Annotated in this window: 21 protein-coding genes, 1 pseudogene and 1 riboswitch; of the genes and pseudogenes, 4 read left to right on the top strand and 18 right to left on the bottom strand. The window is 63.7% G+C overall.

Features of this window, described 5'->3' with window-relative positions:
• Positions 1 to 161: 161 nt before the first annotated feature.
• Together ACMGGG_RS12600 and ACMGGG_RS12595 are read right to left on the bottom strand one after the other, a co-directional pair.
• Positions 162 to 1,100: a LysR substrate-binding domain-containing protein gene (locus ACMGGG_RS12600; RefSeq protein ID WP_063545145.1), complete on the bottom strand. Its 939-nt coding sequence runs from the start codon at positions 1,098 to 1,100 to the stop codon at positions 162 to 164.
• Positions 1,101 to 1,147: 47 nt separating this feature from the next.
• Positions 1,148 to 2,317 carry a porin gene (locus ACMGGG_RS12595; RefSeq protein ID WP_414155598.1) on the bottom strand — a complete coding sequence of 390 codons (1,170 nt, stop codon included), beginning with the start codon at positions 2,315 to 2,317 and terminating at the stop codon, positions 1,148 to 1,150.
• A gap of 292 nt (positions 2,318 to 2,609) precedes the next feature.
• On the opposite strand from ACMGGG_RS12595, the gene ACMGGG_RS12590 reads away from it, so the two are divergent.
• On the top strand, positions 2,610 to 3,485 hold the full coding sequence (locus ACMGGG_RS12590; RefSeq protein WP_125929716.1) for a LysR substrate-binding domain-containing protein: 876 nt from the start codon (positions 2,610 to 2,612) through the stop codon (positions 3,483 to 3,485).
• A gap of 15 nt (positions 3,486 to 3,500) precedes the next feature.
• On the opposite strand, the gene ACMGGG_RS12585 is transcribed toward ACMGGG_RS12590, so the two are convergent.
• The 8 genes from ACMGGG_RS12585 to ACMGGG_RS12550 form a co-directional block, all read right to left on the bottom strand.
• Positions 3,501 to 4,850, bottom strand: a complete 1,350-nt coding sequence (locus ACMGGG_RS12585) for an MFS transporter (RefSeq protein WP_414155597.1) — start codon at positions 4,848 to 4,850, stop codon at positions 3,501 to 3,503.
• Positions 4,851 to 4,947: 97 nt separating this feature from the next.
• Positions 4,948 to 6,387 carry an NAD-dependent succinate-semialdehyde dehydrogenase gene (locus ACMGGG_RS12580; RefSeq protein WP_063545142.1) on the bottom strand — a complete coding sequence of 480 codons (1,440 nt, stop codon included), beginning with the start codon at positions 6,385 to 6,387 and terminating at the stop codon, positions 4,948 to 4,950.
• A complete protein-coding gene (locus ACMGGG_RS12575; protein ID WP_414155596.1) occupies positions 6,384 to 7,418 on the bottom strand; it encodes an aldo/keto reductase in 1,035 nt (344 codons plus the stop codon). The genes ACMGGG_RS12580 and ACMGGG_RS12575 overlap by 4 nt, the downstream gene beginning before the upstream one ends.
• A 9-nt stretch (positions 7,419 to 7,427) precedes the next feature.
• The gene (gene fae, locus ACMGGG_RS12570; protein WP_054895590.1) at positions 7,428 to 7,940 is read right to left on the bottom strand and encodes a formaldehyde-activating enzyme; all 513 of its coding nucleotides are present in this window, start codon (positions 7,938 to 7,940) and stop codon (positions 7,428 to 7,430) included.
• A 366-nt stretch (positions 7,941 to 8,306) separates the two neighbouring features.
• Entirely contained in the window at positions 8,307 to 8,654 is a 348-nt protein-coding gene (locus ACMGGG_RS12565; RefSeq protein WP_414155595.1) for a hypothetical protein, read from the bottom strand.
• Positions 8,655 to 8,737: 83 nt separating this feature from the next.
• Positions 8,738 to 9,760: a UV DNA damage repair endonuclease UvsE gene (uvsE, locus tag ACMGGG_RS12560; protein ID WP_414155594.1), complete on the bottom strand. Its 1,023-nt coding sequence runs from the start codon at positions 9,758 to 9,760 to the stop codon at positions 8,738 to 8,740.
• Positions 9,761 to 9,824: 64 nt separating this feature from the next.
• Complete coding sequence (locus ACMGGG_RS12555; protein ID WP_414155805.1) at positions 9,825 to 11,399, bottom strand: sensor domain-containing diguanylate cyclase; 1,575 nt, start codon at positions 11,397 to 11,399, stop codon at positions 9,825 to 9,827.
• A 91-nt stretch (positions 11,400 to 11,490) separates the two neighbouring features.
• A complete protein-coding gene (locus ACMGGG_RS12550; RefSeq protein WP_063545136.1) occupies positions 11,491 to 11,970 on the bottom strand; it encodes a hypothetical protein in 480 nt (159 codons plus the stop codon).
• Between the two features lie 178 nt (positions 11,971 to 12,148).
• On the opposite strand from ACMGGG_RS12550, the gene ACMGGG_RS12545 reads away from it, so the two are divergent.
• Positions 12,149 to 12,487 (top strand): hypothetical protein, encoded by a 339-nt coding sequence (locus ACMGGG_RS12545; RefSeq protein WP_414155593.1) that lies wholly within the window; start codon positions 12,149 to 12,151, stop codon positions 12,485 to 12,487.
• Between the two features lie 18 nt (positions 12,488 to 12,505).
• Here the strand turns inward: ACMGGG_RS12545 and ACMGGG_RS12540 are convergent, their stop codons facing one another.
• From ACMGGG_RS12540 to ACMGGG_RS12525, 4 genes and pseudogenes are all read right to left on the bottom strand, one after another.
• Positions 12,506 to 12,661, bottom strand: coding sequence for a hypothetical protein (locus tag ACMGGG_RS12540; RefSeq protein WP_153773843.1), 156 nt, complete (start codon positions 12,659 to 12,661; stop codon positions 12,506 to 12,508).
• Positions 12,662 to 12,715: 54 nt separating this feature from the next.
• Complete coding sequence (locus ACMGGG_RS12535) at positions 12,716 to 13,867, bottom strand: DUF1624 domain-containing protein (RefSeq protein ID WP_414155592.1); 1,152 nt, start codon at positions 13,865 to 13,867, stop codon at positions 12,716 to 12,718.
• A 169-nt stretch (positions 13,868 to 14,036) separates the two neighbouring features.
• Positions 14,037 to 14,493, bottom strand: a pseudogene (locus tag ACMGGG_RS12530) (REP-associated tyrosine transposase).
• 192 nt (positions 14,494 to 14,685) lie between these two features.
• Positions 14,686 to 16,812 (bottom strand): TonB-dependent receptor, encoded by a 2,127-nt coding sequence (locus ACMGGG_RS12525; protein WP_414155591.1) that lies wholly within the window; start codon positions 16,810 to 16,812, stop codon positions 14,686 to 14,688.
• Positions 16,813 to 16,924: 112 nt separating this feature from the next.
• Positions 16,925 to 17,128: riboswitch (cobalamin riboswitch) on the bottom strand.
• Positions 17,129 to 17,289: 161 nt separating this feature from the next.
• Between ACMGGG_RS12525 and ACMGGG_RS12520 the strand changes: the two genes are divergently transcribed.
• Entirely contained in the window at positions 17,290 to 18,036 is a 747-nt protein-coding gene (locus tag ACMGGG_RS12520) for an outer membrane beta-barrel protein (RefSeq protein ID WP_054890880.1), read from the top strand.
• Positions 18,037 to 18,121: 85 nt separating this feature from the next.
• Here ACMGGG_RS12520 and ACMGGG_RS12515 read toward each other — a convergent pair whose 3' ends face one another.
• The 3 genes from ACMGGG_RS12515 to lpxO form a co-directional block, all read right to left on the bottom strand.
• Positions 18,122 to 18,691 (bottom strand): GNAT family N-acetyltransferase, encoded by a 570-nt coding sequence (locus ACMGGG_RS12515; protein WP_054890879.1) that lies wholly within the window; start codon positions 18,689 to 18,691, stop codon positions 18,122 to 18,124.
• A 79-nt stretch (positions 18,692 to 18,770) separates the two neighbouring features.
• Positions 18,771 to 19,115, bottom strand: coding sequence for a carboxymuconolactone decarboxylase family protein (locus ACMGGG_RS12510; RefSeq protein WP_054890878.1), 345 nt, complete (start codon positions 19,113 to 19,115; stop codon positions 18,771 to 18,773).
• Positions 19,116 to 19,217: 102 nt separating this feature from the next.
• Positions 19,218 to 20,117, bottom strand: a complete 900-nt coding sequence (lpxO, locus tag ACMGGG_RS12505; RefSeq protein WP_054890877.1) for a lipid A hydroxylase LpxO — start codon at positions 20,115 to 20,117, stop codon at positions 19,218 to 19,220.
• Between the two features lie 196 nt (positions 20,118 to 20,313).
• Between lpxO and thpR the strand changes: the two genes are divergently transcribed.
• A complete protein-coding gene (gene thpR, locus ACMGGG_RS12500) occupies positions 20,314 to 20,862 on the top strand; it encodes an RNA 2',3'-cyclic phosphodiesterase (RefSeq protein WP_063545131.1) in 549 nt (182 codons plus the stop codon).
• Here the strand turns inward: thpR and ACMGGG_RS12495 are convergent.
• Positions 20,823 to 21,440 carry an NAD(P)H-dependent oxidoreductase gene (locus ACMGGG_RS12495; protein ID WP_063545130.1) on the bottom strand — a complete coding sequence of 206 codons (618 nt, stop codon included), beginning with the start codon at positions 21,438 to 21,440 and terminating at the stop codon, positions 20,823 to 20,825. The genes thpR and ACMGGG_RS12495 overlap by 40 nt on opposite strands.
• Positions 21,441 to 21,504 lie beyond the last annotated feature (64 nt).

Genomic DNA, 21,504 nt, shown 5'->3' with positions numbered 1-21,504 from the left:
GGTGTTCTTTTCGCGGGTAAACGCGATCCCACAGGGATTGGGCAGGCCTCAGATTTTTGAGCAAGACAGTTGCTCAACAGGTAACTGGAGCAGTATTCAGAAGTTGCGGGGCTGTTGTAGGCGGTTCGGCGCCGCGACTTGCCCCGCGATGGCGGCGGCGCCTATTCGCAGACCGCCACCTCCGATGGCCCACCCAGGTTGCGCTCGGCCAGCCACACTTCCTGCATCAGCCACTCGCGAAACTGCTCCACATGCGCGGGCAGTTGCTGGTCCGGTCGGGTCACGAACCAGTACGACTGGTGGCCGTCGACCTGCACGTCCAGCACCTGCACCAGTTGCCCGGCAGCCAGCTCCCTGGCGACCATCTGCCGGTCGGCGATGGTGATGCCCAACCCGTCGATGGCGGCGCGGATGGCCATGTCCAGCAGGTCGAATTCATAGCCGCCACGCAGGTCCACGCCCTGGATCCTGGCGGCGTCCAGCCAATGGCGCCAGGTCAGGAAGCGTTGGTCCTCGCGGGCCAGGACATGCAGCAAGGTCATGTGGTGCAGGTCGACCCGGCGCTCCTCCTGCTGTGCCAGCAGCGAGGGCGAGCACACCGCGATGTGCCGTTCGTGCATCAGCAGCGAACTGTCCAGGCCGTCCCATTCGCCATTGCCGAAACGGATCGCGCAGTCGAGCGTGGCGATTTCCGCGAGGTTGTCCTGCAGCTGGGTCGTCAGCGTCACCTCCAGGCCCGGACACGCCTCACGCAGGCGCCCAAGGCGCGGCAGCAGCCAGCGGCTGGCAAAGGTTGGCGGGGCGTTGAGGCGGATGCGCGTGGGGTGCTGGCGTTGCTGGATGCCGCGTACGGTGAGCTCGATGCGGTCGAACGATTGCTGCAGTGCATTGAGCAGCGTACGCCCGGCGTCGGTGAGCTGCAGGTGATGGTGGCGGCGCTGCAACAGCGATTCGCCAAGCTGCTCTTCAAGCTGACGCACCTGGCGGCTGACCGCGCTCTGGGTGACATTGAGCAGTTCGGCGGCGCGGGTGAAGCTGCCGGTGCTGCCGGCCACCTCGAAGGCTTTGAGGGCGTTGAGTGCCGGGATCTTGCGTTTCACTCGCCGGGTCTCCTGGTGGGAGTGGGGCCGCACAGCGGCCCGGGGTTTCAGAAGTAATAGCCGATGTTCATGTACAGCTGGTTCTCCCAATGGTCGGTGCCGCCCTGGGCGAGGCTTTCGGTGTAGCTGCTGCCGCCGATGTACGGGTCGTTGCGTCCGTTGAGCCACTCCACCGCGATGTAGAAGCTGCGCACCGAGAACGAGGTGCCGAGGATGAAGCGTTCGGAGCTGTCGAAGCCGCTGGCGGACTTGTCGAAGCGGCTGTAGTTGCCATACAGCGTGACCCCGCTGACCCAGTCGCCGAGAAAGGTGCCGGGCACGCTGTAGCTGAGGTCGCCGACGTACAGGTTACCGCGACTGGCAACGTTGTAGGTGCCGTCGTAGCCACCGAAGGTCACTCGCTCGCTGTTGTCCGGGTTGCGTGGCGACATCTGCTGGCGCGCGGCAAGCATCTGCACGCCCCAGGGGCCGTTCTTGCCCAGGTAGTGCACGCCGATCACATTGCGCCGGCCGTCGTCGTGGGTGTCGCGGTTTTCCAGGCGCGAGGTCAGGCCCGAGATGCCGGCCTCCGATTGCCAGTCGCCGAGCTTGAACGAGCGCGCCAGGCGCGCCACGGCGATCTGGCGCTCCTGGTTGCGGCTGCCGTTGGCGACATAGTCGTCGGCCGAGGTCACCACGCTGGAGTAGGTGGTGCCGTTGCTGGTGCCGCGGCCAGGCCAGGCGGGGCGTCCGTAGAGACCCAGTTGCAGGTTCCAGTCGCCTTGCTGGTGGATGTACTTGGCGCCCACCGCCTCGACGTCCTCCAGGCCGATCACGTTGCCGAGGGTCTCGTAGAAGGTGCTGCCGAAGTACGGCTGCAGGCCGAAGGGGATCTTGTTCAGGCCGACCTGGACCTGGCGGTTCTCGTCGAACTTGTAGCCGACCCAGGCGTACTCGGCGAACTGGATGTCGCCGATTTTGTCGGTGTACTGGTAGGGGTAGGCCTTGCCATAGAAGCGGTAGCGCACGGCGCCGATCCAGCTGTCCGAATCGTAGTTGGCGCGCAGCATGATGGTGTCCAGGCCGGCCTTGTCGATCTTGCGGTCGGGGTCGTGGTCGAAGCGTGCGCGGATCGCACCGCCGACGTCGAGGTTCTCGGTGATCGGCACGGCGTGGGCGGCGGCGCTGAGGGTCAGCAGGGCGGGAAGCAGGGTGTGACGCAACGGAAGTGCGGGCATGGGTGGAGGCACCTTTGGTGGTTTCTTGTCGTTATTGGGGCCGCTGTGCAGCCCAATCGCGGGGCAAGTTGCAGCGGCGAACCGCCCCTCCCACAGATACAGCGGTGCGCTTAGGAACGGCGCGGTACATGTGGGAGCGGGCTTGTCCCGCGATTGGGGCGACCCTATCCAACGCCCGTGCCCCGGCACAAACGAGCATTACGCAGCGGTAACCCGAGAAAAACGCATGTTTGCAGGCAGTCGCACGCCTGTAGAATCGCCCTACAAAAACAACGATCAGCAGAGTCCCACCATGCGCACCCTGCCGCCTTTGAACATGCTCAAGGTCTTCGAGGAAGTTGCCCGCCACCGCAGCTTCAATCGCGCCGCCGATGCGCTGAACGTCACCCAGGGCGCCATCAGCCGACAGATCAAGCAGCTGGAGGATTACCTGGGCGTGGTGCTGTTCGTTCGGGGGCCGCGCGGCTTGACCCTGACCGACGCCGGCAACGCCCTGGCCCCGCACCTGGGCGAGGCCTTCGATCGCATCGAGCGGGCACTGGAGGCGGTGCGCGTGCCCAATCTGCGCCAGCGTCTGCGCATCCTCGCGCCACCGACCTGGGCCACCCGCTGGCTGTCGCCACGCCTGCGCGGTTTCATGCAGCGCTACCCGGACATCAGCCTCAGCGTCACCAGCCAGCGTGACGACGAACACCCCGGCGAGCTCGATTGCCGCATCCTGTTCAGCCGCGAAGGCGAGGGCACGGGCAATCGCCGTTTGCTGGTGATGGAACGGCACATCGCCGTGGCCAGCCCCGAGCTGTTCCAGGACGGCCGCGAGCCGTGCCTGCGCGATCACCCGCTGCTGCACATTCTCCATGAAGGCCGCCGCCTGCGGGTGTGGGAGAACTGGCTGGCGGCCACCGGGCGCAGCGATGTCGATGCCGACAGCGGTATCGAGTTCAGCACCCTGGACCAAGTGATCCATACCGCGCTGGCCGGCGGCGGCCTGGCGGTGATCGACCGGCAGATGATCGAGCGCGAATTGGCCAGCGGCAGCCTTGTGCCGATCACCCCGGTGGAGGTGATCGGGCCTTATGGCTACTGGCTGGAGGTGCCGGGCGACAAGCGCGGGTTGTCCAAGGTGGAGCGCTTTGCCGATTGGCTGGCAGTGGTGAGCAATCCTTAAGATTGCGGCGTCCGATCAGGCCGCCGCCACCTTGCCCGCAGGCGCCGGGTTCTCCTCGCCGCGACAGGCCTCGGCCAACGACAGGCTCTTGGTCTCCGGTGCCCAGGCCATCGACACCAGCGCCCCGAACAGCAGGATCCCGGCGAGGATCGCCATGGTCGGGTTCAGGCCGATCCCAGCCACGCTCACCGGTAGCAGGAAGGTACTGATCGCCGATCCCAGCCGGCTTGCGGCGGTGGCCAAGCCGATGCCGCTGGCGCGCACTTCGGTGGGGAAGCTCTCGGCGGGGTACACCCCGACCAGGTTGCTCACCGCCGACAGTACCAGGGTGAACAGCCCGAACAGCGCCACCATCGCCCAGGCCATGCTGCTCGGCATCAGCACCAGCAGGAACAGCGCCGCCGCCAGGATCAGGAAGCTGTTGATCAAAAAGCCTCGGCGGCTGAACTTGATGGTGCACCAGATCCCCAGCAGCGCGCCGATGATCAGCAGGGCATTGAGCATCATCTCGGTGCCGAAGCCTTCGGCCAGCCCCATCTTCTGCAGGATCGCCGGCAGGAAGGTGTAGATGGCGAAGTAAGGCATGACGATGCAGATGAAGAACAGGCAGTTGAACGCTGTGCGCTTGCGGTACTCACGGCTGAACAGCGCGGCGAAACCGCTGTGGCTGGGGCGGGCGATTTCGTCGTCGAGCACCACGTTGGCACCCAGGTGCTTGCGCACGATGGCCCGGGCTTCCTCGGCGCGGCCCTGGTGCATCAGCCAGCGTGGCGATTCCGGCGTGCCGATGCGGGCGATGAGGATCATGGCTGCCGGAATGGCCGAGGACGCCAGCATCCAGCGCCAGGCGTCGTCGCCCAGCGGCAGCAGGGCGGTGCCGACGAAGGTCGCGGCGACATAGCCGAAGGTCCAGATCACGCTGAACGAGCCCAGCAGCACGCCACGGTGCTTGCGTGGCGAGAACTCGGCGAGCATGGCGTGGCCGACGCTGAAGTCGCCGCCAAGCCCGATGCCGATCAATACCCTGCAGAGGAACAGTTGCGTCGCCGTCTCGACGAAGAACTGCATCACCGAGGCGAGGGTGATCAGCACGAAACTGATCAGGAAAATTTTCTGCCGCCCCAATCGGTCGGAGATCCAGCCGAAGAACAGGCTGCCCAGAAACAGCCCGAGCAGCGCCGAGGCGCCGATCAGTCCTTGCCAGAAAGGGCTCAACTGCATCTGCGGATTGATCAGGGTAAAGGCGATGCCGATCAGGCCGAGGATATAGCCGTCGGTGAAATGCGCGCCGAAGGTCAGACCGGCGATCTTGATATGAAAACGTCCGATCGGCAGGTCGTCGATCTTGATTGTCTGTCCCGTCATGTTGACACCTCGTTGTTATTGTTTGGGTCAGGGGCGTTGCTCTGAGTCGCGCGCGATACGTGTAGACGCGGCACAAGGCCGCGTCTACAGGGCTGGATCAGCTGTTCAGCCCACCCATCAGCACGTACTTGATCTCCAGGTAATCCTCCAGGCCGTACTTGGAGCCTTCGCGGCCCATGCCCGACTCCTTGATGCCACCAAACGGCGCCACCTCGGTGGAGATGATCCCTTCGTTGACGCCGACGATCCCGGCCTCCAGGCCCTCGGCCATGCGCCAGACACGGCCGATGTCGCGGCTGTAGAAGTACGCCGACAGTCCATAGGGCGTGTCGTTGGCCAGGCGCAGGACCTGGGCTTCATCCTGAAAACGGAAGCAGGCAGCCACCGGGCCGAAGGTCTCCTCGTTGGCGATCAGCATCTCTGTAGTGGCTTCGGCCAGCACCGTCGGCTCGTAGAAGGTGCCGCCCAGCGCATGCCGACGGCCACCACAGAGCAGGCGTGCGCCGTGCTCCAGGGCATCGCCCACGTGCTGCTCGACCTTGGCCAGGGCCGCAGCGTTGATCAGCGGCCCTTGCTCGGTCTCGCCCTGCAGCGCCTCACCGACGCGCAAGGCCTGCACGGCTTCGGCGAGCTTGTGGGTGAAGGCTTCGTACACACCGTCCTGGATATAGAAGCGGTTGACGCATACGCAGGTCTGCCCGGTATTGCGGAACTTCGAGGCCATCGCTCCGCGCACGGCGGCGTCGAGGTCGGCATCGTCGAAGACGATGAACGGGGCATTGCCGCCCAGTTCCAGCGACACCTTTTTCAAAGTGTCGGCGGCCTGGCGCATCAGCAGCTTGCCAGTGCGGGTGGAGCCGGTGAACGACAGCTTGCGCACCACCGTGGAGGCCTGTAGGGCGCCACCGATGGCCGGGGCGTCGCCGGAAACGATGTTGAACACACCTGCCGGGACGCCGGCCTGTTCGGCCAGCAGCGCCAGGGCGAAGGCCGACAGTGGCGTCTCTTCGGAGGGCTTGAGGATCAGCGTGCAGCCGGCCGCCAGGGCCGGGCCGACCTTGCGGGTGACCATTGCCAGCGGGAAGTTCCATGGCGTGATCGCCGCCACCACACCGATTGGCTCCTTGGTCACCAGCACCCGCGCGTCGGCCTTGGGGGTAGGAATGACGTCACCGTACACGCGTCGACCTTCCTCGGCGAACCATTCGAGAAAGCTTGCCGCATAGGCCACTTCGCCCTTGGCTTCGGCCAGCGGCTTGCCTTGCTCGCGGCTTAGCAGGGTGGCGAGGGCGTCGCGCTGCTCGAGCATCAGCTCAGACCAACGGCGCAGGATCTGCGCACGCTCCTTAGCCAGCTTGCCACGCCAGGCGGGCAGGGCGCGTTCGGCGGCAGCGATGGCCGCCTGTGTTTCCTCGGCGCCGCCGCGCGGCACCTGGGCGAGGGTTTCACCGGTGGCCGGGTTGAGCACTGGATAGGTGGCAGCGCCACTGAGCCATTGCCCGTCGATGTAGTGACCCGCCTTGAGCAACGTACTCATGCCACCGCCTCCTGGATCGCGAAGTCGCCACGTGGCGGACGACCGACGCGCAGGATGCGCTTGCCGGCGGTGTAGTCGTTGATCAGGTCGCAGGGCGTGTAGTTGCGCTCCAGTTCGTATAAGTCTTCTTCGTCCAGGCGCATGTCCAGGGCCGCGAGGGCGCTGTCGAATTGCGCGGTGGAGTCGGCGCCGACCAGCATGCTGTCCACGACCGGGTGTTGCAGGACCCAGGCCTGGGCCACCTGGGCGTTGGACACGCCGTGACGATGGGCCACGCGCTGTACCGAACGGGCGATGGCGAACGAGGCTTCGTCGCTGTACATCTGCTGGGTGAAGAAGTCGGTCTGGTTGCGGGTCGACTGGACGTCGCCAGTGAGCAGGCCGCGGGCCAGCGGGCTGAACACCGAGACGCCCAGGCCCTGGTCGCGGCAGAACGGAATCATCTCGCGTTCTTCTTCGCGGTAGGCGCAGTTGAGCTGCAACTGCATGTTGATCGGCTTGGCCCAACCATGGCGCTCGCAGGCCAGGAGGATTTTCGCCAGTTGCCCGGTGAGCATGGTCGAGACCCCGATGTAACGGGCCTTGCCGGCGCGGACGATATCGTTGAGCGCTTCCATGGTTTCTTCGACGGGGGTGTTCACGTCGAAGAAATGCAGCATGTAGACGTCGAAGTAATCCATGCCGGCGCGCTGCAGCGAGGCGTCGATGCCGTCGAGGATGTGCTTGCGCGAATGGCCACTGGCGTTGATGCCGCTGCGTGTGCCGTAACCGACCTTCGTCGTCACTACCACGTCGTCACGCCGGACCAGGCGCTTGAGGATACGCCCGACCACTTCCTCGCCGACGCCGGCGGAATAGAAGTCGGCCAGGTCGATGAAGTTGACCCCTTTGTCCAGCGCGTGGCGCACGATCGGCTCGCTGGCCGCCTCGTCGAAGATCCACGGCTTCCACTGCGGGGTGCCCATGTTCATGGTGCCGAGGCACAGCTTGGAAACCTGCAGGCCGGAGTTGCCCAGACGAATGTATTGCATGATCGGACCTCAGGCTTTCGGGGTGTAGAAGGGGTTGGCGATCTGATTGACTACATCGGCCAACTGCGCACGCGCCGGCAGGCCCTGGAGGGCGGCGCGGATCGCGGTGCGGCAGGCGTTGTAGTTGTTCAGGTAGACGGCATCGAGATCGTCGCAGGCCGGGTTGACCCAGTTGGCGGTAACGATGGCCCATTCATCCTCGGCTTCGGCCGGCAGGGTGCCATCGAGCAAGGCTTCGGTGACCGCCTTGGCGATACCGGCCTGGGACGCCCCCCACGTGGCGTTGGCGTGCAGGTCGCCGGCGATCACCGCCTTGTTGACGTACAGGGTCATGGGTTTGACCGGGATGTTCGGCTGGGCGATGACCATGAACGGGCAGTGGCCCTGGCTGGGGGACGCCAGGCTGTTGGCGAAGGCCTGGCCGGCCGGGCCGTTGCGTGGCCCCATCATGATGTTGATGTGCGCGGCGTTGACGCCGGGACCTTCGAAACCTTCGCCGATGTACAGGGCAAGTTGCTTCATGACAAAACCTCGATCACTCACGGGATGAACGAAGCCTCGGCGGCGCCTGCCGCGCGAGGCGCGAAATCAGGTGCTCGGCACGCAACAAGGGCGAAGGGATAGCTGCAATGCAGGCATGGCGCGACGCTCTTTGTTGTTTTTGGGCGAGCAGTGCTGGCGGTCGCCAGTCGTGAGGATTTTTATCAGGCCGGCGTGGGGAGGCAGTAGGGAGAAGAAATCAAGAGGGTATGAGGGCAGGTCATAGCTGTGCAGCGGGCCTTGTACGAGCCATTGCCTTGAAGACCAGCGCAGGCCATTGGAGCTCCCACATGAGCTCCACATGGATTGCGCTGGTTTGCGGTTTTCGAGCTGCAGGCGGCGAAAGCGCTAGCTGCCGCTGCCGCCCGATCCGGAACCCCCAGATCCGCCGGAACCCCCTCCGCCGATGCCGCCGCCGGTACCGCCACTGGTCGAGCCGCTGCGAGTGCCGTCGCCGCCAGTGCCATTGGTATCGTTGCTATCGGTTCCACCGCTGCCGGAGCCCATGCCGTCACCCGGCGTGCCGGAGCCGGTGCCAGTGCCAGTGCCACTGCCGTTGTCCTGCATGGTGCCGCTGCCGTGGGGCTGTTGACCCGGTGCGCGCTGGTCGTTCATGTCGGTGGCTGCCAGGGCCAATGGGGCGGCCGTGGCCAGACACAGTGCGAAGAGACTTGCGTGTATGCGTTTGCCGATCATGGTCGATCTCCTGTCCAAAGGTTTACCCTTGTTAAGGCTTTGGCGCAGTGTCGATGTGCGGATGGATCGACCGGAGGTCGCAGTCACTGGGGTACTTGAATATAGCGCTCGAAGAAATCCAGCGTGGCCAGGTTCTTGTGCTTGGCCTCGAACATGATGTCGAAGCGCTCGATGAACTGCAGGGCATAGCGATTGGTCCAGTCGTTCCACATACGTTCGCTGTGCTGGTAGAGATCGCGCTTGCTGACCTGCTTGAGCAGCATGTTGATCGTCAGTTTTTCCCCGGCGCAAAAGCCCAGTTCCTGCAGGCGCTCGGGTGGTTGCGAGTAGTGCATGGTCGGCCGCACGCCGCGCCAGCTGTCGATGATCCGCGCAACCCGCGGGTCGTGCGGGTCGATGTAGTCATTTTCATGGATCCAGCAGTGATGGATGTCGAGCACCACAGGCGCAAGGTCGGCCAGGGCCAGGCAATCGTCCACGCCATAGGTCTTTTCGTCGTTCTCGAACGTGATGACATTACGCGCCTCCTGCGACAGTCGCGGCCAGACGGCGCGCACGCCCGCTGCACCCAGGCGACCGGCGATATGGATATTGCACTTGAAGTCCTGGAAGCGCCGGCCGTAGCCCATCATGCGGATCATGTCGGCGTGGTACTCGAACTCGGCCAGGCTGTTCTCGACCACTTCGGCGCGGTCCGAGCCGAGCACGCAGTACTGGCCAGGATGGAACGACAGGCGGATGTCGTGCGCTCGGGCGAAATCGCCGATGCGCGCGAAGCGTTGCTCCAGCATCGCCTGGACGGGTGGCTCGTGGTAGAAGGCGGCCACCTCGGGGTGGCTGTACAGCGGCAGCAGGTCGCTGGACAGGCGCATCATGTGCAACATCGCCGGCAGCTCGGCCACATAGCCGAGCAGGCGCAGTTGGGCATCGAGGTTGTGCTCCACCAGCTCCAGCAACTTGGCACGTGCCGCTTCCTGGCTCGCGCCAGACAGCCACCGCAGCGTGGTGGTGCGCGGATTGAAGGCGCGTTCGATGGCCTCCAGCGTCTTGATCGATTGGTCGCGGTGAGGATGGCGGTACTGGCAAGCGAAACCGAGGCGCGGCATGGGACATTTCCTGAAGGGGTACGGTCAGCTTGGACAGCGGCATGGCGGCAAGCGATCCGCGCGATCAGGCCTGGCTCGCTTCCACGCGGTTGCGGCCGCTGCGCTTGGCGACGTAGAGGGCGCGGTCGGCCTGATTCAGGGCCAGCGTCGGATCTTGTTCGTCGCTTGCACAATGCGCGACCCCCAGCGAGATGGTCACCGTACCCACCGGGGCGATCGGTGTTTCGGCGACGATCCGGCGCAGGCGTTCGGCGACATTCATTGCCACGTCCAGGCTGGCACCGGGCAGCAGCATGAGGAACTCCTCGCCGCCGATGCGGCACAGCACATCGCCTTCGCGGCAACAGGTGCGCATCAGCTCGGCCAGCGAGCGCAGTACCTGGTCGCCGATGTCGTGGCCATGCTGGTCGTTGATTCGCTTGAAGTGATCGATATCCAGGACGATGACGCAGAAGCTGCGGTGATCGGCCTGCAGCAGCGACAAGCTCAGGTCCAGGTGACGACGGTTGCCAAGGCCGGTGAGCGGGTCGGTCTGGACATCCCGGTTCAGGCGCCCGATGCGCTCCTGCAACAGGTTCAAACCGAACAGCAGGGCACGCTTGAGCTCGGCGGCCTCGAAATACCAGGCACGCACGGCATGGATGCGTTCGTGAGTGTCGGCCTTGTCCAGGCTGCGGGCGCCGGCAGCCAGTTGCCAGAGTGGTCGGGTGATGGTCAGCGCGAGCCACCACAGGGCAAGGCCGCCGAGCAGGGCAAGCGGTACGGAAATGCCGACCACGTTGAGGATCAGCCGCTGCGACGGTTGCACGGTCTGTGACAGCGGCTGCTGGGCGACGATGCCCCAGCCGCTGATCGGCACCGTGGCGAAGCCTGCGACCATTTCCTTGCCCAGGCTGTTGGTGAACTGTTGGGTGCCGCTGCGCTTTTGGTGCAATTGATTGATCAGCGGGTTGTCATTCACCACCGTGCCCACCCGTTCGGCGTCGGGATGATAGAGCAGGCGGCGGTTGTGATCGACCACGTAGAGGTAGGAGCCATCCTGATAGAAATGTTCACCCAGCAGGCTGTTGAAGATGTTGTGCTGGCGTAGATAGAGGCTGCCGCCGACATAACCCAGGTAGCGCCCGTCCTCGGCGAAGATCGGCTGCGAGGCGACCACCACCAGGTTGTTGGCCTTGGAAATGAACGGCGTCGAGATCAGCGCCCGGCGCTCACGCAGCGCTTCCAGTGACCCCGGCGTTTCCAGGTGTTGTCCGAGCATGGTGCGCAGGGGCGCGGGCGAGATCGCTCGCAGGACACCTTCGCTGTCGACGAAGAAGGTGGAGTTGAAGGCAGTGCTCTGGGCCAGCAGGCGTTCACTTTCGCGTTGCAGGCGGGCCGTGTCGTCAAGCGTCCCTCCACTGGTGTCGGCACTGAACGCGAGCTGCTTGAGCGCGCCTTCCAGGAACAGTTCGGTGATCGAGGCCAGCTTGGCTGCATATACCAGGTTCGATTCCAGGGAGTGATCGATCAGCAATTGTCGCTGCACCCGATAGCTGGCGAAGTAGCTGGTCAGCAACATCACCACGGCGGTGAGTGTCGACAACAGAAGGATGAGCGTGCGCAGGTCCAGGCGCAGGCCTTTCTTGGCGTGTGGCAATCCGGAACTCACTGGCAAGTCGATTTGCGCAACATTACTCGGAATGCGTGCAGTCAGCTACGGGGCGAAACGAACGGGCCGCCAGCGGGTTTCATTTGCCGGGTGCGCTCAGCTCCGACAGCTCGTCTTCCACCTGCTGCATGCGCTCTTCAGCCAATGCCTGTACGTGTTTGTCCTGCGCTGTGGCGCGCATCAAACCGGTCAGTTTCTCGCTCAGGCGCTTGCCTTCCTCGCTCTCGCCCAGCTGCCGGGCTTTCTGCGGGTCCTGGGTGGCGGCAACGATGGTGTCGAACTCGGCATCGCTGAAGTTCTTCTCGCTGTAGAGCTTGAACAGGTCCTTGCGTTGGTCCTCGACGGTCAGGTGCTTGCGCAGCACGTCCTTGATCTTGTCCTGCGGCACCTGCGGGTGGGTCATCGCCAGCAGTTGGGCCATGCGCTCGATGTTGTGGTCGTAGGCTTCCTGCAACGGCAGGTTGGCCAGGATCCGCTCTTCGCGGGTGGGTTTCTGGTCGCAGGCGGCGAGGGTGGCGAGCAACAGCAAGGGCAGCAGCAGTTTCGGCAGGCGAGGCATGGGGGTGGCTCTGGAGGTTCGAGGGAAGTGAGTTTACTGCAAGGCCCGCAGGCGCGGCAGTGTGGGAAAGGTCGTGGGCAAGTGTCCTGCGCTGCCAGGTAGCGGCTCAACACCGCGTTTTTGACGTGGGGCCTGTTGCGCTCGGTTAATACGGGCCGTACCGACCAAGGAGACCTCCATGCATATCGACCACTTGATTGGTGGCATCGTGCCAGTTCTGCCCTTCGCTTCGTCCGAAGACGCCCAGGCGTTTCTATCGAACCTGGAGGCCGAGGATCAGATTGCCCTGATCTCGGCGCTGTACTTCGGCCGCTCGCATCTTCACAGCGATACCGTCAACGAAGACTACCTGCCCTACCTGCTTTCCGGTGACATGAACCGGTTCTGGGAACAGGGCAATGTCGCACCGAGCGACTTTGCCACCGTCCTTTATGAAAAAGGCAGCAACCTGGTCAGTTACTACGACGCGTTCATCCGCGCAACCGACGGATCGGGCTACGACCGTTCGAACTACTGAACCCTCGGTCGCCCAGGATCAGTCCTTCATCGGATTGCGCAAGCGCACCCAGACGATCGCGGGCAGCGCCATCAGCAGCCATTTGAGGTACTGGTTCACACCAAAGTGTTCGCAGAGCGTGCCGATGGCCGTGCAGAGCACGACCACCACCACGAACTGAATCATCCTGTTCATCTCGGGGTTTCCGTCGTTGAGAGCGGCGATGGTAAACGATTCGGGCGCTTTCGCTCACAGATACTTGAGCCAGCGAATGTCTCGGCGGCGGGCCTTGAATCCGGCGAACTGCCGCACTGGCCAGTACAGGGCGGCGGCCAGCAACGCTGCAACCAGCCACAGTGCGCCCACGCTATCGAAACCGAAGTACTCGCCCTGGTTGTGCCCGAACAGGCCGACGCTGGCCAGGTAGAGGGCTTTGAGCACGTAAAGGTGCAGCAGATAGAAGAACATCGGTGCGCTGCCGAACACGGTCAGCACGCCGATCCAACGTGCCTGGCCGGCGCGCTCGAAGGCCCGCAGCAGCAACAGGCCGACACCCAGGGTCAGCAGCAGGAACAGCAGCGACGGTGGGTACTTGGTGATGTTGAACAGGCTCATCAGGGTCTGGGTCAGGTCGGGGTAGAGCTGCCACTGGGCCTCGCCGTAGCCGTTGAGCAGACGCAGCGCGACGAAACCCACCAGGGCAGCGCTACCGGCGAAGAACAACTGACGCTGGCGCTTGGCGGTATTGCTGCCACGCGCGAACCATGGCCCCAATGCATAGCCCACGGCGATCACGCCGATCCAGGGCAGCAGTGGATAGGAGGTCCGCAGGCGCAGGTTCTGCGACACCTCGAGCCAGCCGCGATCATGCAGGATCGCCCAGGGTGCGTGCAGCAGTGTGCCGGGGGCAAAGTGCAGGCCGTCGAGCAGGTTGTGGCCGGCGATGATGATTACACCCAGGGCCATCAGCAACGGGCGCGGCAGCCACACCAGCAGCGACAGGACGATCATGCTCAGGCCGATGGCCCAGATCACTTGCAGGTAGATCACGCTGGGCGGCAGTTGGAAGGTCCAGGCGAAGTTGACCAGGGTGAACTCCAGCACCACCAGGAACAGCCCGCGCTTGAACAGGAACGCCGAGACATCGCCCAGGCCCTGGTGTTTTTCGCCATAGAGCCAGGCGCTCAAGCCGGTCAGCAGGACGAACACCGGGGCACACAGATGAGCGAGGGTGCGGCTCGCGAACAGCGCGGGCTCGGTGGCGTCGATGGTCATCGGGTCGCTGACCTGGCGATGCAGGAAGAAGGTTTCGCGCACGTGGTCCAGTAGCATGAACAAGATGACCAGGCCGCGCAGGGCGTCGATGCTGTGCAGGCGGGAAGAGGGTGGGGTAGATGGCATGGGTCTGGGGCGGCGTTGAGTAAGATTTGGAATGTTATCTTATATCTTTGCTGTTGTGGTGATGTTGAGGGCCCTATCGCGGGACCAGCCCGCTCCCACAGGTAATCACTCTCCTGAAGACTGGCGGAGCACCTGTGGGAGCGGGCTCGTCCCGCGATAGGGCCGGCACTTACAACCAAACAGCATCCCAGTGCGAATACTCCCGCACACTCCCAACCAGCCCCGCACGCAGCGGGTTGGAAACGATGTACCGCGCCACGGCCTGAACATCCTCCTCCCTGCGGATAGCCCTGTCCTGGTACCCAGGCTGCCAGATCCGCCCTGTACCCCCACCCTGTGTGGTAAAGCGCATGACTGGTCCTGGACTTGAACCTGCGCATCAACGCCCCTAGCGTCCCAGTGCGCAACTCGATCAGCCAGTGGAGATGATCCGGCATCACAACCCAGGCCAGGGAGCGACATGACTGTTCCTCTTCGGCGTGACGCAGTTGCTGGACGACTGCACGTGCCGGACGCAGAAACTGGAAAAAAGGCTGGCGGGAGCGCGTGACGGTGGTGAGCAGATAGATTCTGCCGGGCTCGGAAAAGCGGCCACGACGCAACAGGCTGGAATGAGGGCGATCCATGCTTTCTCCTTGAACATCTTCCTGTGCTCAAGGTAGCGAGGCTGTGGCTGGTTGCCCGGGAGATTTTTTGCTGAATGTGCCGGCCCTATCGCGGGACCAGCCCGCTCCTACAGGTGCTCCACCAGTCTTTAGGAGGGTGGTTACCTGTGGGAGCGGGCTGGTCCCGCGATAGGGCCGGCGAGGCCTACGGCATCAGAAGCTGTAGTCCACCGTTGCGAAGTACGAGCGTGGCGCGCCCAACAGCCATTGTTCGCCACTGTGCGCGGCAACCACGTAGTCGCGGTTGAACAGGTTGTTCAACTGCAGGCCCAGGCGTACGTCAGGCAGTATGTGCCAGCCGAGATTGGCATCAACCACGGTGTAGCCGGGGACGCTGTAAGCGTTGGCGGTGTCGGCATAGCGCTGGTCGACGTAGCGCAGGCCGATGCCGGCGTCGACGGTCTGGCCGAAGCCCTTGTTGAGCCAGAGGTTGGCGGTGCGGCGCGGAACGTTGGCGGGGCGGTTGCCGGCGCGGTCCTGGGCGATGCCGCCGACGAGCTCGTCGAAGTCATCGTACTTGGCGCGGACCACCGAGGCGTTGGCCGATACCTGCCATTGATGGCCCAGATCCAGCTCAAGCGCGGCTTCCAGGCCGTCGGAGGTCTGCTGGCCGGCCTGCTGTTTCTCATGGCTGATCGGGTCGTCGACCAACAGCTTCTTCTTGACGATGTGATACGCCGCCAGGGTCCATTCACCACGCCCATCCCAGAAGCGCTGCTTGAGCCCCAGCTCGGTCTGCTTCGATTCGGTCAGGTCGTAGTTGATCTGGCTCGGGCTGAGGCTGATCAGGTTGCTCACCCCGTCTTCGCTGGTGGAGTACTGGCCGTACAGCGACAGGTTGTCGGTTACCGCGAATACCAGGCCGGCGCGCCAGTTGCCGCCTTGCAGGCTGCGGTCGACTCGCGTGTCGTTGGTCAGGTTGTCACGGTCTATGTGGTTCTGGTCGCGGCGGATACCGGTCACCAGCGACAGGCGATCGGTCAGTTGGGTACGGTTCTCGGCGAACAGGGCGAAGGTGTGGGTTGTCGAGAGAGTCTGTGGACGTGTGACGTTCTGGCTCTGGAACCCGCCCGGTGCCGGACTCCAAGGATCGACGTAATCGCCGCCGACATCGTTGTACGGCGAGTTGCTGTCGACATTGAAACGGATCTTGTTGTACTCGGCACCGACCACGGTCTTGCTGTTCAGCCCGAACAGCGAATGATCGAAGGTGAAGCTCTGGCGGTCGCCGATCTGCTCCTGGGTGTGCTTGATCTCCAGGTAGCTTGCCCGCTCCAGCTGCTCGCGGGTCGGATCCCAGGTGTAGTCCTCGGCATTGCGCCAGTGCCGACGGCTCTTGATGTAGTACAACTGGTTGCTGGCCGTGACGCTGTCGCTGAGGGTCCAGTCGGTGTTGAAGCGGGTCCATTCGTCGTGGTAGCGCTGCACGTCGTTCTGGATGTTGTAGTTCTTCTTGCGCAGGCTGTCGCGCAGGTGGCCGTCGATCAGCGGAGTGCCAAAGTAGTTCGAGGGCTGTGCGTCGCTACGCTCATGGGCGAGGGTGAAGCTCAGGTCGTCGGTGGCATCGAAGCGCAAGGCTGCACTCAAGGCCAGGCTGCGCGAATCGGTACGGTCGACCCAGCCATTGCCTTTCTGCTTGTTCACGGTCACGCGGTAGCTGAGGCGCTCGCTCAGGCTGCCGCCGCTGTCCAGCCCCAGTTGCTGGCGATCCCATGAGCCATAGCCCAGGCGCAGGTGGTTGCGGATCTCGCCGGCGAAGGGTTTTTTCGGGATCACGTTGATCACAGCGCCCGTGGCGCCTTCGCCATAAAGCACCGAGGCGGGGCCGCGGATCACATCGATGCGCTCGACCATCCACGGGTCGACCGGAAAGGTCTGGGTGCCGGCGCCGGTGTACAGGCGCGAGCCGTCGAACAGGGTCATCACCGAGGCGTGTCCGGTGAAACCACGGGCGGAGAGGGCGGTGTTGCCGTTGCCCGGGGTGCCGACGGAGGTGATGCCGGGCGATCGGGTCACTGCATCCTGCACCGTGAGGTTGGCGCGCTGCTGGATCTGCTCGGCGGTGATGCTGGTGGTGCTGGCCGGGGTTTCCAGGGCGCTGAGGTTCAGGCGCGAACCGGCTTGGGTAGGGGTTGCCAGGTCGACGATCTGCTCGTCGCGGGTCTCGGTGATCGCCGTCGAGGGCAGGTCGAGGACCTTGCCTTGCGGCTGCTCGGCCAGCGCCGGCAGGGACACGGCCATGCAGGCGGCCAGGGTGTGAAGCTTGAAGTGTCGGGACATGTCGTTCCACGGGTTCAGGAATGAATGGATCCCGGTGGAAACAACGCAAAGACGAGCAGACACGCACGCAGGCGCGCACGCGAACACCGGCCTGCGCCCGCCCACCGCGGGTTTGCCAACAGAAGCGTCAGGCCGGTCTCCGGGCTTGCGAGGGTCGTGAAGCCTTCACCTTCCCATGCATGAGCACAGTGGTGTGTCGAAGGATTCGCTCGCTTACCGTTGCGGGGGCAGCGCCGGACTTGTCTGCAAAGACGCACCGGCTTCCCGTTTCACCCTGCGCACGGCGGCGCAGGACACCTGAAACTGGCGGCATCTGACCATCGAACGCAGGGGGAGTCAATCGTTTGGATAGGCGAAAAAACGTGATGGGCTGCAGGGTTGCGCGTTTTTATTAGATTTTTTTCGAACTTTTCCGACTGACGTTGTCTCGAACCGCTCGTTCGCCCTTTTTATTCAACGTCATGGAGACTTTTGCGAATGTTTACTGGAAAACTGCTGCGTCACACTTGCGCCCTGGCCCTCCTCGGCGCGCCGTTGGCAGCGATGGCAGCCCCCAGCACCGAGCCCCTGTTCACCTTCGGCCTGCTCGGTTCCTACGACAAGTTCAAGTTCGAAGGCGGCGGCGACTCCGACAAGGAGCACCTGGGCCAAGGCGGTGTGTTCGCCAACTTCGGCAACAAGATGACGGCCGAGTCCGGTTTCATCTACCAGATCGGTGCCGAAGCCAAGTATGGCAAGAAGAACGACAACAAGCTCAAGGAGGCGCAGGCCGACCTCGACCTTGGCTGGCGTGCCGCGCTGGATGCGCGCAACTTCGTCGACGTGATCGTCGGTGGCGGTTACAGCTGGACCCGTTTTGAGCCCGAGATCAACGACCTGGACACCAAGCTGACCTACAAGTCGCCATTCGCCAAGGCCGCGCTGGGTTACAACCACCAGTTCGATGCCTCGACCCTGCGTGTCGAAGTCGGTGCTCGTCACACCATCGATGGCCGTGCGCGCTTGAAGGTCGACGACTTCGGCAGCGACAGTGTCGACATGAAGGACCGCACCAACCCGTATGCCGAAGTCACCCTGCTGATGAACCAGCAAGGCAGCATGCCGATCCAGGCGGGCGTGTACTACACCCGTACCGAGTACAAGATCGACGAGGACTCGCCGGTTGCCGACAACAACAAGCTCAAGCGTGACGAGTTTGGCGTGAAGGTCGGCCTGGCGTTCTGATGCCTTCGATGGTTGTACGCCGTTTGTAAGGGCAGCCTCGTGCCGCAATCTCGGCACGAGGATTCCCCTGCAGGCTCAAGGGCGCCTAGCGGCCCCGGCGCCGCGATACCCGCGCCTCGATGTTCTTGCGTCCGATCAGCAGCGCCGGTTTCTCGGTCACCGGCTCATCGGCCAGCCACTTGTACATCACCAGGCAATCCACCAGCCCCAGTGCTGCATGACGAAAAGCCTTGGGCAGGCGCCCGACGGTCTCGAAACCGAGCTTGTGCCACAGCCCCACGGCCACCTCGTTGCTCGCCACTACCGAATTGAACTGCAAGGCCAGAAAACCCTCCTGGCGCGCCAGCTTCTGCGAGTGCTCGCACATCAGCCGTGCCACGCCACGTCCGCGTGAACGGGGTGTGACCATGTATCCGCAATTGCCCACGTGCGCGCCCGGGCCGGCGGCATTGGCCTTGAGGTAGTAGGAACCGAGCAGCTCGCCATCCTCTTCGGCCACCAGGGTGTGCAACGGAAACTCCAGCCACAGCGTGCGCGCCTGCTCCTGCGACATCTGCGGGTCGTATGCGTAGGTTTCGCGCGCCTGGACGATGGCCTGGAAGGTCGGCCAGAAACGCTCGAAGTCTTCCGGGGTCATTGGGCGAATGTGGATCATGTCGGTTCCTGCTCGGGCTGGGCCTGGCAAGTCTGGGTGGATGGGCGCCGTCATGCAAGGGCTGTGGCGCCCAAAAGCGTCAACTGCCGGCCTTGCCGACCGCATCCAGCGCCCGTGCCGAATACACCAGGGCAGCGCCCGCGTTCATGGCCACGGCCACGCCGAGGGCTTCGGCGATTTCCTCGCGGGTCGCACCGTGCTTGACCGCCTGCTGCGAATGCACGGCGATGCAGCCGTCGCAGCGAGTGGTCACCGCCACGGCCAGGGAAATCAGCTCGCGGGTCTTGGCGTCGAGGTGGTTGGTCTTGGCGCCGGCAGCGCTGGCGGTGGCGTAGCCGGCCACGGTGTCGGGGGACAGCTGCTTGAGATCGCCGATGCCGGCCATCAACTGCTTACGGTAGGCGTCCCAGTCCATCATGCTCATCGTCTTCACCTTGTCAGGTTGGCAACAGGAGCTTTCAGGCTAGTCGAAGATGGGGGGAAGGGCAGGCCTCGTCACCGAGGGGCAAGGAGGCCGCAGGACGTGTCAGATGTAGATGAACAGCAGCACCAGTGCCGCCACCACGGCCCATTTCTCGAGGTAGTAGCGGGTGCGGTTGCGCTTCTTCATGGCCTTGCCACGTTCACGGATCTTGTAGATGCGCGTGAACAGTCGATTGATGCCGCCAGTCTTGTCGTTGGCATCGTTGGGCGCGGCTGCCGCGGCCATGACGTTGCGGCTGAACCAACGGTTGAAGGCGCTTGCCCAGCGGTACTTCAACGGGCGCTCGACGTCGCAGAACAGGATGATACGGTTGTGCTCGGTGGTATTGGCCGCGTAGTGGATGTACGTCTCGTCGAAGATCACCGCCTCGCCGTCGCGCCAGGAATACTTCTCGCCGTCCACATCGATGTAGCAACCATCGTCGTTCGGTGTGTCCAGGCCCAGGTGGTAACGGTAGGAGCCGGCATAGGGGTCACGGTGACGAACCAGCTTGGCTCCCGGCGGCAGGGTGGCGAACATCGCCGCCTTGACCGTGCCGATACCTTGCAGCAGTTCGGTCGTGCGTGGGCACAGGGTCATCGCCGAAGGGTGGCTCTCGCCGTACCACTTCAGATAGAAGCGCTTCCAGCCGGTCTTGAAGAACGAGTTGAAGCCAACGTCATCATAGTTGTCGGATTTCTTGATCTCGCCGGCGTGCAGCAATTGCTGGGCTTCTTCGCGGATTTCCTGCCAGTGGTCCTTGAGCGGCTGCAGCTCAGGGAACGACTCGACGGGCAAATAGGGCTTGGCCGGGTGCTTGGAGAACAGGTACAGGAAACTGTTGACCGGGGCGAGGAAGCTCGAGTGGTCGCCCAGCTGGCGAGTCAGCTTGTGGCGAACGCGACCGCGCAGGTGAACATAGGCGATCGAGAGGACGAAGATCAGTACGAGTGCAATTTTCATGGACGGTTACTTGTCGAATAAAAATGGCCATGCGCCATGGCTGTAGCCCGCCAGCATAAACAATCGTGTCGCCAGTTTGTACTTATTGTTAAGTCATCGCTGATGGACGAAGGTGGAATACCCTGCAAGCTGCGCAAACGATTCAACCCTGGCAGCGTTTGAACCTGCATGCCCTTCAGCCCTCGAGGAGTTTCCGATGGTCCAGGATGTACGCCCAAGCGGCGCGCCCTTCAAGCGCCTGTTTTTCGCCCTGGCTTTGCCCGAAACCCAGCGCCGGGCCGTTGCCCAGTGGCGTCGTGAATTGGGGTTGCGGGCCGGCAAGCCGGTACCCGCCGAGAATTTTCATGTGACGTTGCTGTTTCTGGGCGATGTGGATGCCGCCCAGGTACCGGCACTGTGCGCGGCGGTAGACGGCATGACGCGCCCAGGGGCGCCGATACGCCTGTTGCTCGACCGTCTGCAGGTGTGGCGACGTGCCGGCGCGCTGGTACTCGAACCTGGCGATACCCCTGCCAGCCTGCGCCAACTGGTCTACGGACTGGAGCAGCGGCTACTGCCACTGGGCATCGCCGAGCAGGCCCGTGAATACCGTCCGCACCTGACGCTGTCACGGGATTTCCAGGGACAGCCACCAGAGGCGGCGCAGGCTCCGGAGTTCTTCCTCAATGCCCGCCGGTTCGGTCTCTATGAATCGCGCAAGGGCCGTTACTGTCCGCTGGCCGAGTGGACGCTGGACGAAGCCTGAGCGGCGAACAGACGTTGTCCGAGGGTGTAGGCGGTGGGTAAGTGCCTGGCGGTATCCGGGCCTTCGCTCTCGTCCAGAAGGATCGAGCTCGAGACCTGGGCGCCGCACCAGTCGAAAATGCCATGCTCGATCTGTACGCGCATTGCAGCGCCGTAGCCATGGCGGTCGAACAGGGCAGCGTCGGCGCCGCCGACCGCCACCAGGTGGACCTTCAGGTGGTTGAGCAGCTTGGTGGTCTTGCCGTCTTCGTAGCTGAAGGCCCAGCCATTGCTGAACACACGGTCGATCCAGCCCTTGAGCAGTGCGGGGAACGACCACCAGTACACTGGGTAGACCAGCACCAGGGTATCAGCCCGTTCGATGCGTGCCTGCTCGGCAAGGACGTCCGCCGGCGGCTTGGCCAGGTGACGATGGACATTGAGGTCGGGCAACTCGAAGCGCGGATCGAAGCCCTCTGCGGCCAGGTCGGCGATTTCGCTGGTATGGCCTGCTTGGGCCAGGCCGTCGGCGATCTGCCTGGACAATGCGTGGGTGAGTGATTGGGCGTCGGGGTGGGCGAGTACGATCAGGGCGTGCATGAATGCGTTCCTTATGGGATGCGGGAAGAGGCCGGGCGCTATATACTCGGCGTAAGTTACGGTT

Source organism: Pseudomonas sp. BNK-44-b (assembly GCF_047456245.1).
Lineage (GTDB): Bacteria > Pseudomonadota > Gammaproteobacteria > Pseudomonadales > Pseudomonadaceae > Aquipseudomonas > Aquipseudomonas machongensis.
This window is presented reverse-complemented; position numbering and strand designations above follow the sequence as displayed.

What these genes read in the sequence shown, in the direction of transcription:
- thpR (WP_063545131.1), top strand. Translation starts at nt 20,314, where the DNA reads ATGGTCCAGGATGTACGCCCAAGCGGCGCGCCCTTCAAGCGCCTGTTT.
- ACMGGG_RS12580 (WP_063545142.1), bottom strand. Translation starts at nt 6,387, where the DNA reads ATGAGTACGTTGCTCAAGGCGGGTCACTACATCGACGGGCAATGGCTC.
- uvsE (WP_414155594.1), bottom strand. Translation starts at nt 9,760, where the DNA reads ATGCCGCGCCTCGGTTTCGCTTGCCAGTACCGCCATCCTCACCGCGAC.
- ACMGGG_RS12535 (WP_414155592.1), bottom strand. Translation starts at nt 13,867, where the DNA reads ATGCCATCTACCCCACCCTCTTCCCGCCTGCACAGCATCGACGCCCTG.
- ACMGGG_RS12510 (WP_054890878.1), bottom strand. Translation starts at nt 19,115, where the DNA reads ATGAGCATGATGGACTGGGACGCCTACCGTAAGCAGTTGATGGCCGGC.
- lpxO (WP_054890877.1), bottom strand. Translation starts at nt 20,117, where the DNA reads ATGAAAATTGCACTCGTACTGATCTTCGTCCTCTCGATCGCCTATGTT.
- ACMGGG_RS12585 (WP_414155597.1), bottom strand. Translation starts at nt 4,850, where the DNA reads ATGACGGGACAGACAATCAAGATCGACGACCTGCCGATCGGACGTTTT.
- ACMGGG_RS12515 (WP_054890879.1), bottom strand. Translation starts at nt 18,691, where the DNA reads ATGATCCACATTCGCCCAATGACCCCGGAAGACTTCGAGCGTTTCTGG.
- ACMGGG_RS12595 (WP_414155598.1), bottom strand. Translation starts at nt 2,317, where the DNA reads ATGCCCGCACTTCCGTTGCGTCACACCCTGCTTCCCGCCCTGCTGACC.
- ACMGGG_RS12590 (WP_125929716.1), top strand. Translation starts at nt 2,610, where the DNA reads ATGCGCACCCTGCCGCCTTTGAACATGCTCAAGGTCTTCGAGGAAGTT.
- ACMGGG_RS12540 (WP_153773843.1), bottom strand. Translation starts at nt 12,661, where the DNA reads ATGAACAGGATGATTCAGTTCGTGGTGGTGGTCGTGCTCTGCACGGCC.
- fae (WP_054895590.1), bottom strand. Translation starts at nt 7,940, where the DNA reads ATGAAGCAACTTGCCCTGTACATCGGCGAAGGTTTCGAAGGTCCCGGC.
- ACMGGG_RS12520 (WP_054890880.1), top strand. Translation starts at nt 17,290, where the DNA reads ATGTTTACTGGAAAACTGCTGCGTCACACTTGCGCCCTGGCCCTCCTC.
- ACMGGG_RS12495 (WP_063545130.1), bottom strand. Translation starts at nt 21,440, where the DNA reads ATGCACGCCCTGATCGTACTCGCCCACCCCGACGCCCAATCACTCACC.
- ACMGGG_RS12575 (WP_414155596.1), bottom strand. Translation starts at nt 7,418, where the DNA reads ATGCAATACATTCGTCTGGGCAACTCCGGCCTGCAGGTTTCCAAGCTG.
- ACMGGG_RS12550 (WP_063545136.1), bottom strand. Translation starts at nt 11,970, where the DNA reads ATGCCTCGCCTGCCGAAACTGCTGCTGCCCTTGCTGTTGCTCGCCACC.
- ACMGGG_RS12525 (WP_414155591.1), bottom strand. Translation starts at nt 16,812, where the DNA reads ATGTCCCGACACTTCAAGCTTCACACCCTGGCCGCCTGCATGGCCGTG.
- ACMGGG_RS12545 (WP_414155593.1), top strand. Translation starts at nt 12,149, where the DNA reads ATGCATATCGACCACTTGATTGGTGGCATCGTGCCAGTTCTGCCCTTC.
- ACMGGG_RS12565 (WP_414155595.1), bottom strand. Translation starts at nt 8,654, where the DNA reads ATGATCGGCAAACGCATACACGCAAGTCTCTTCGCACTGTGTCTGGCC.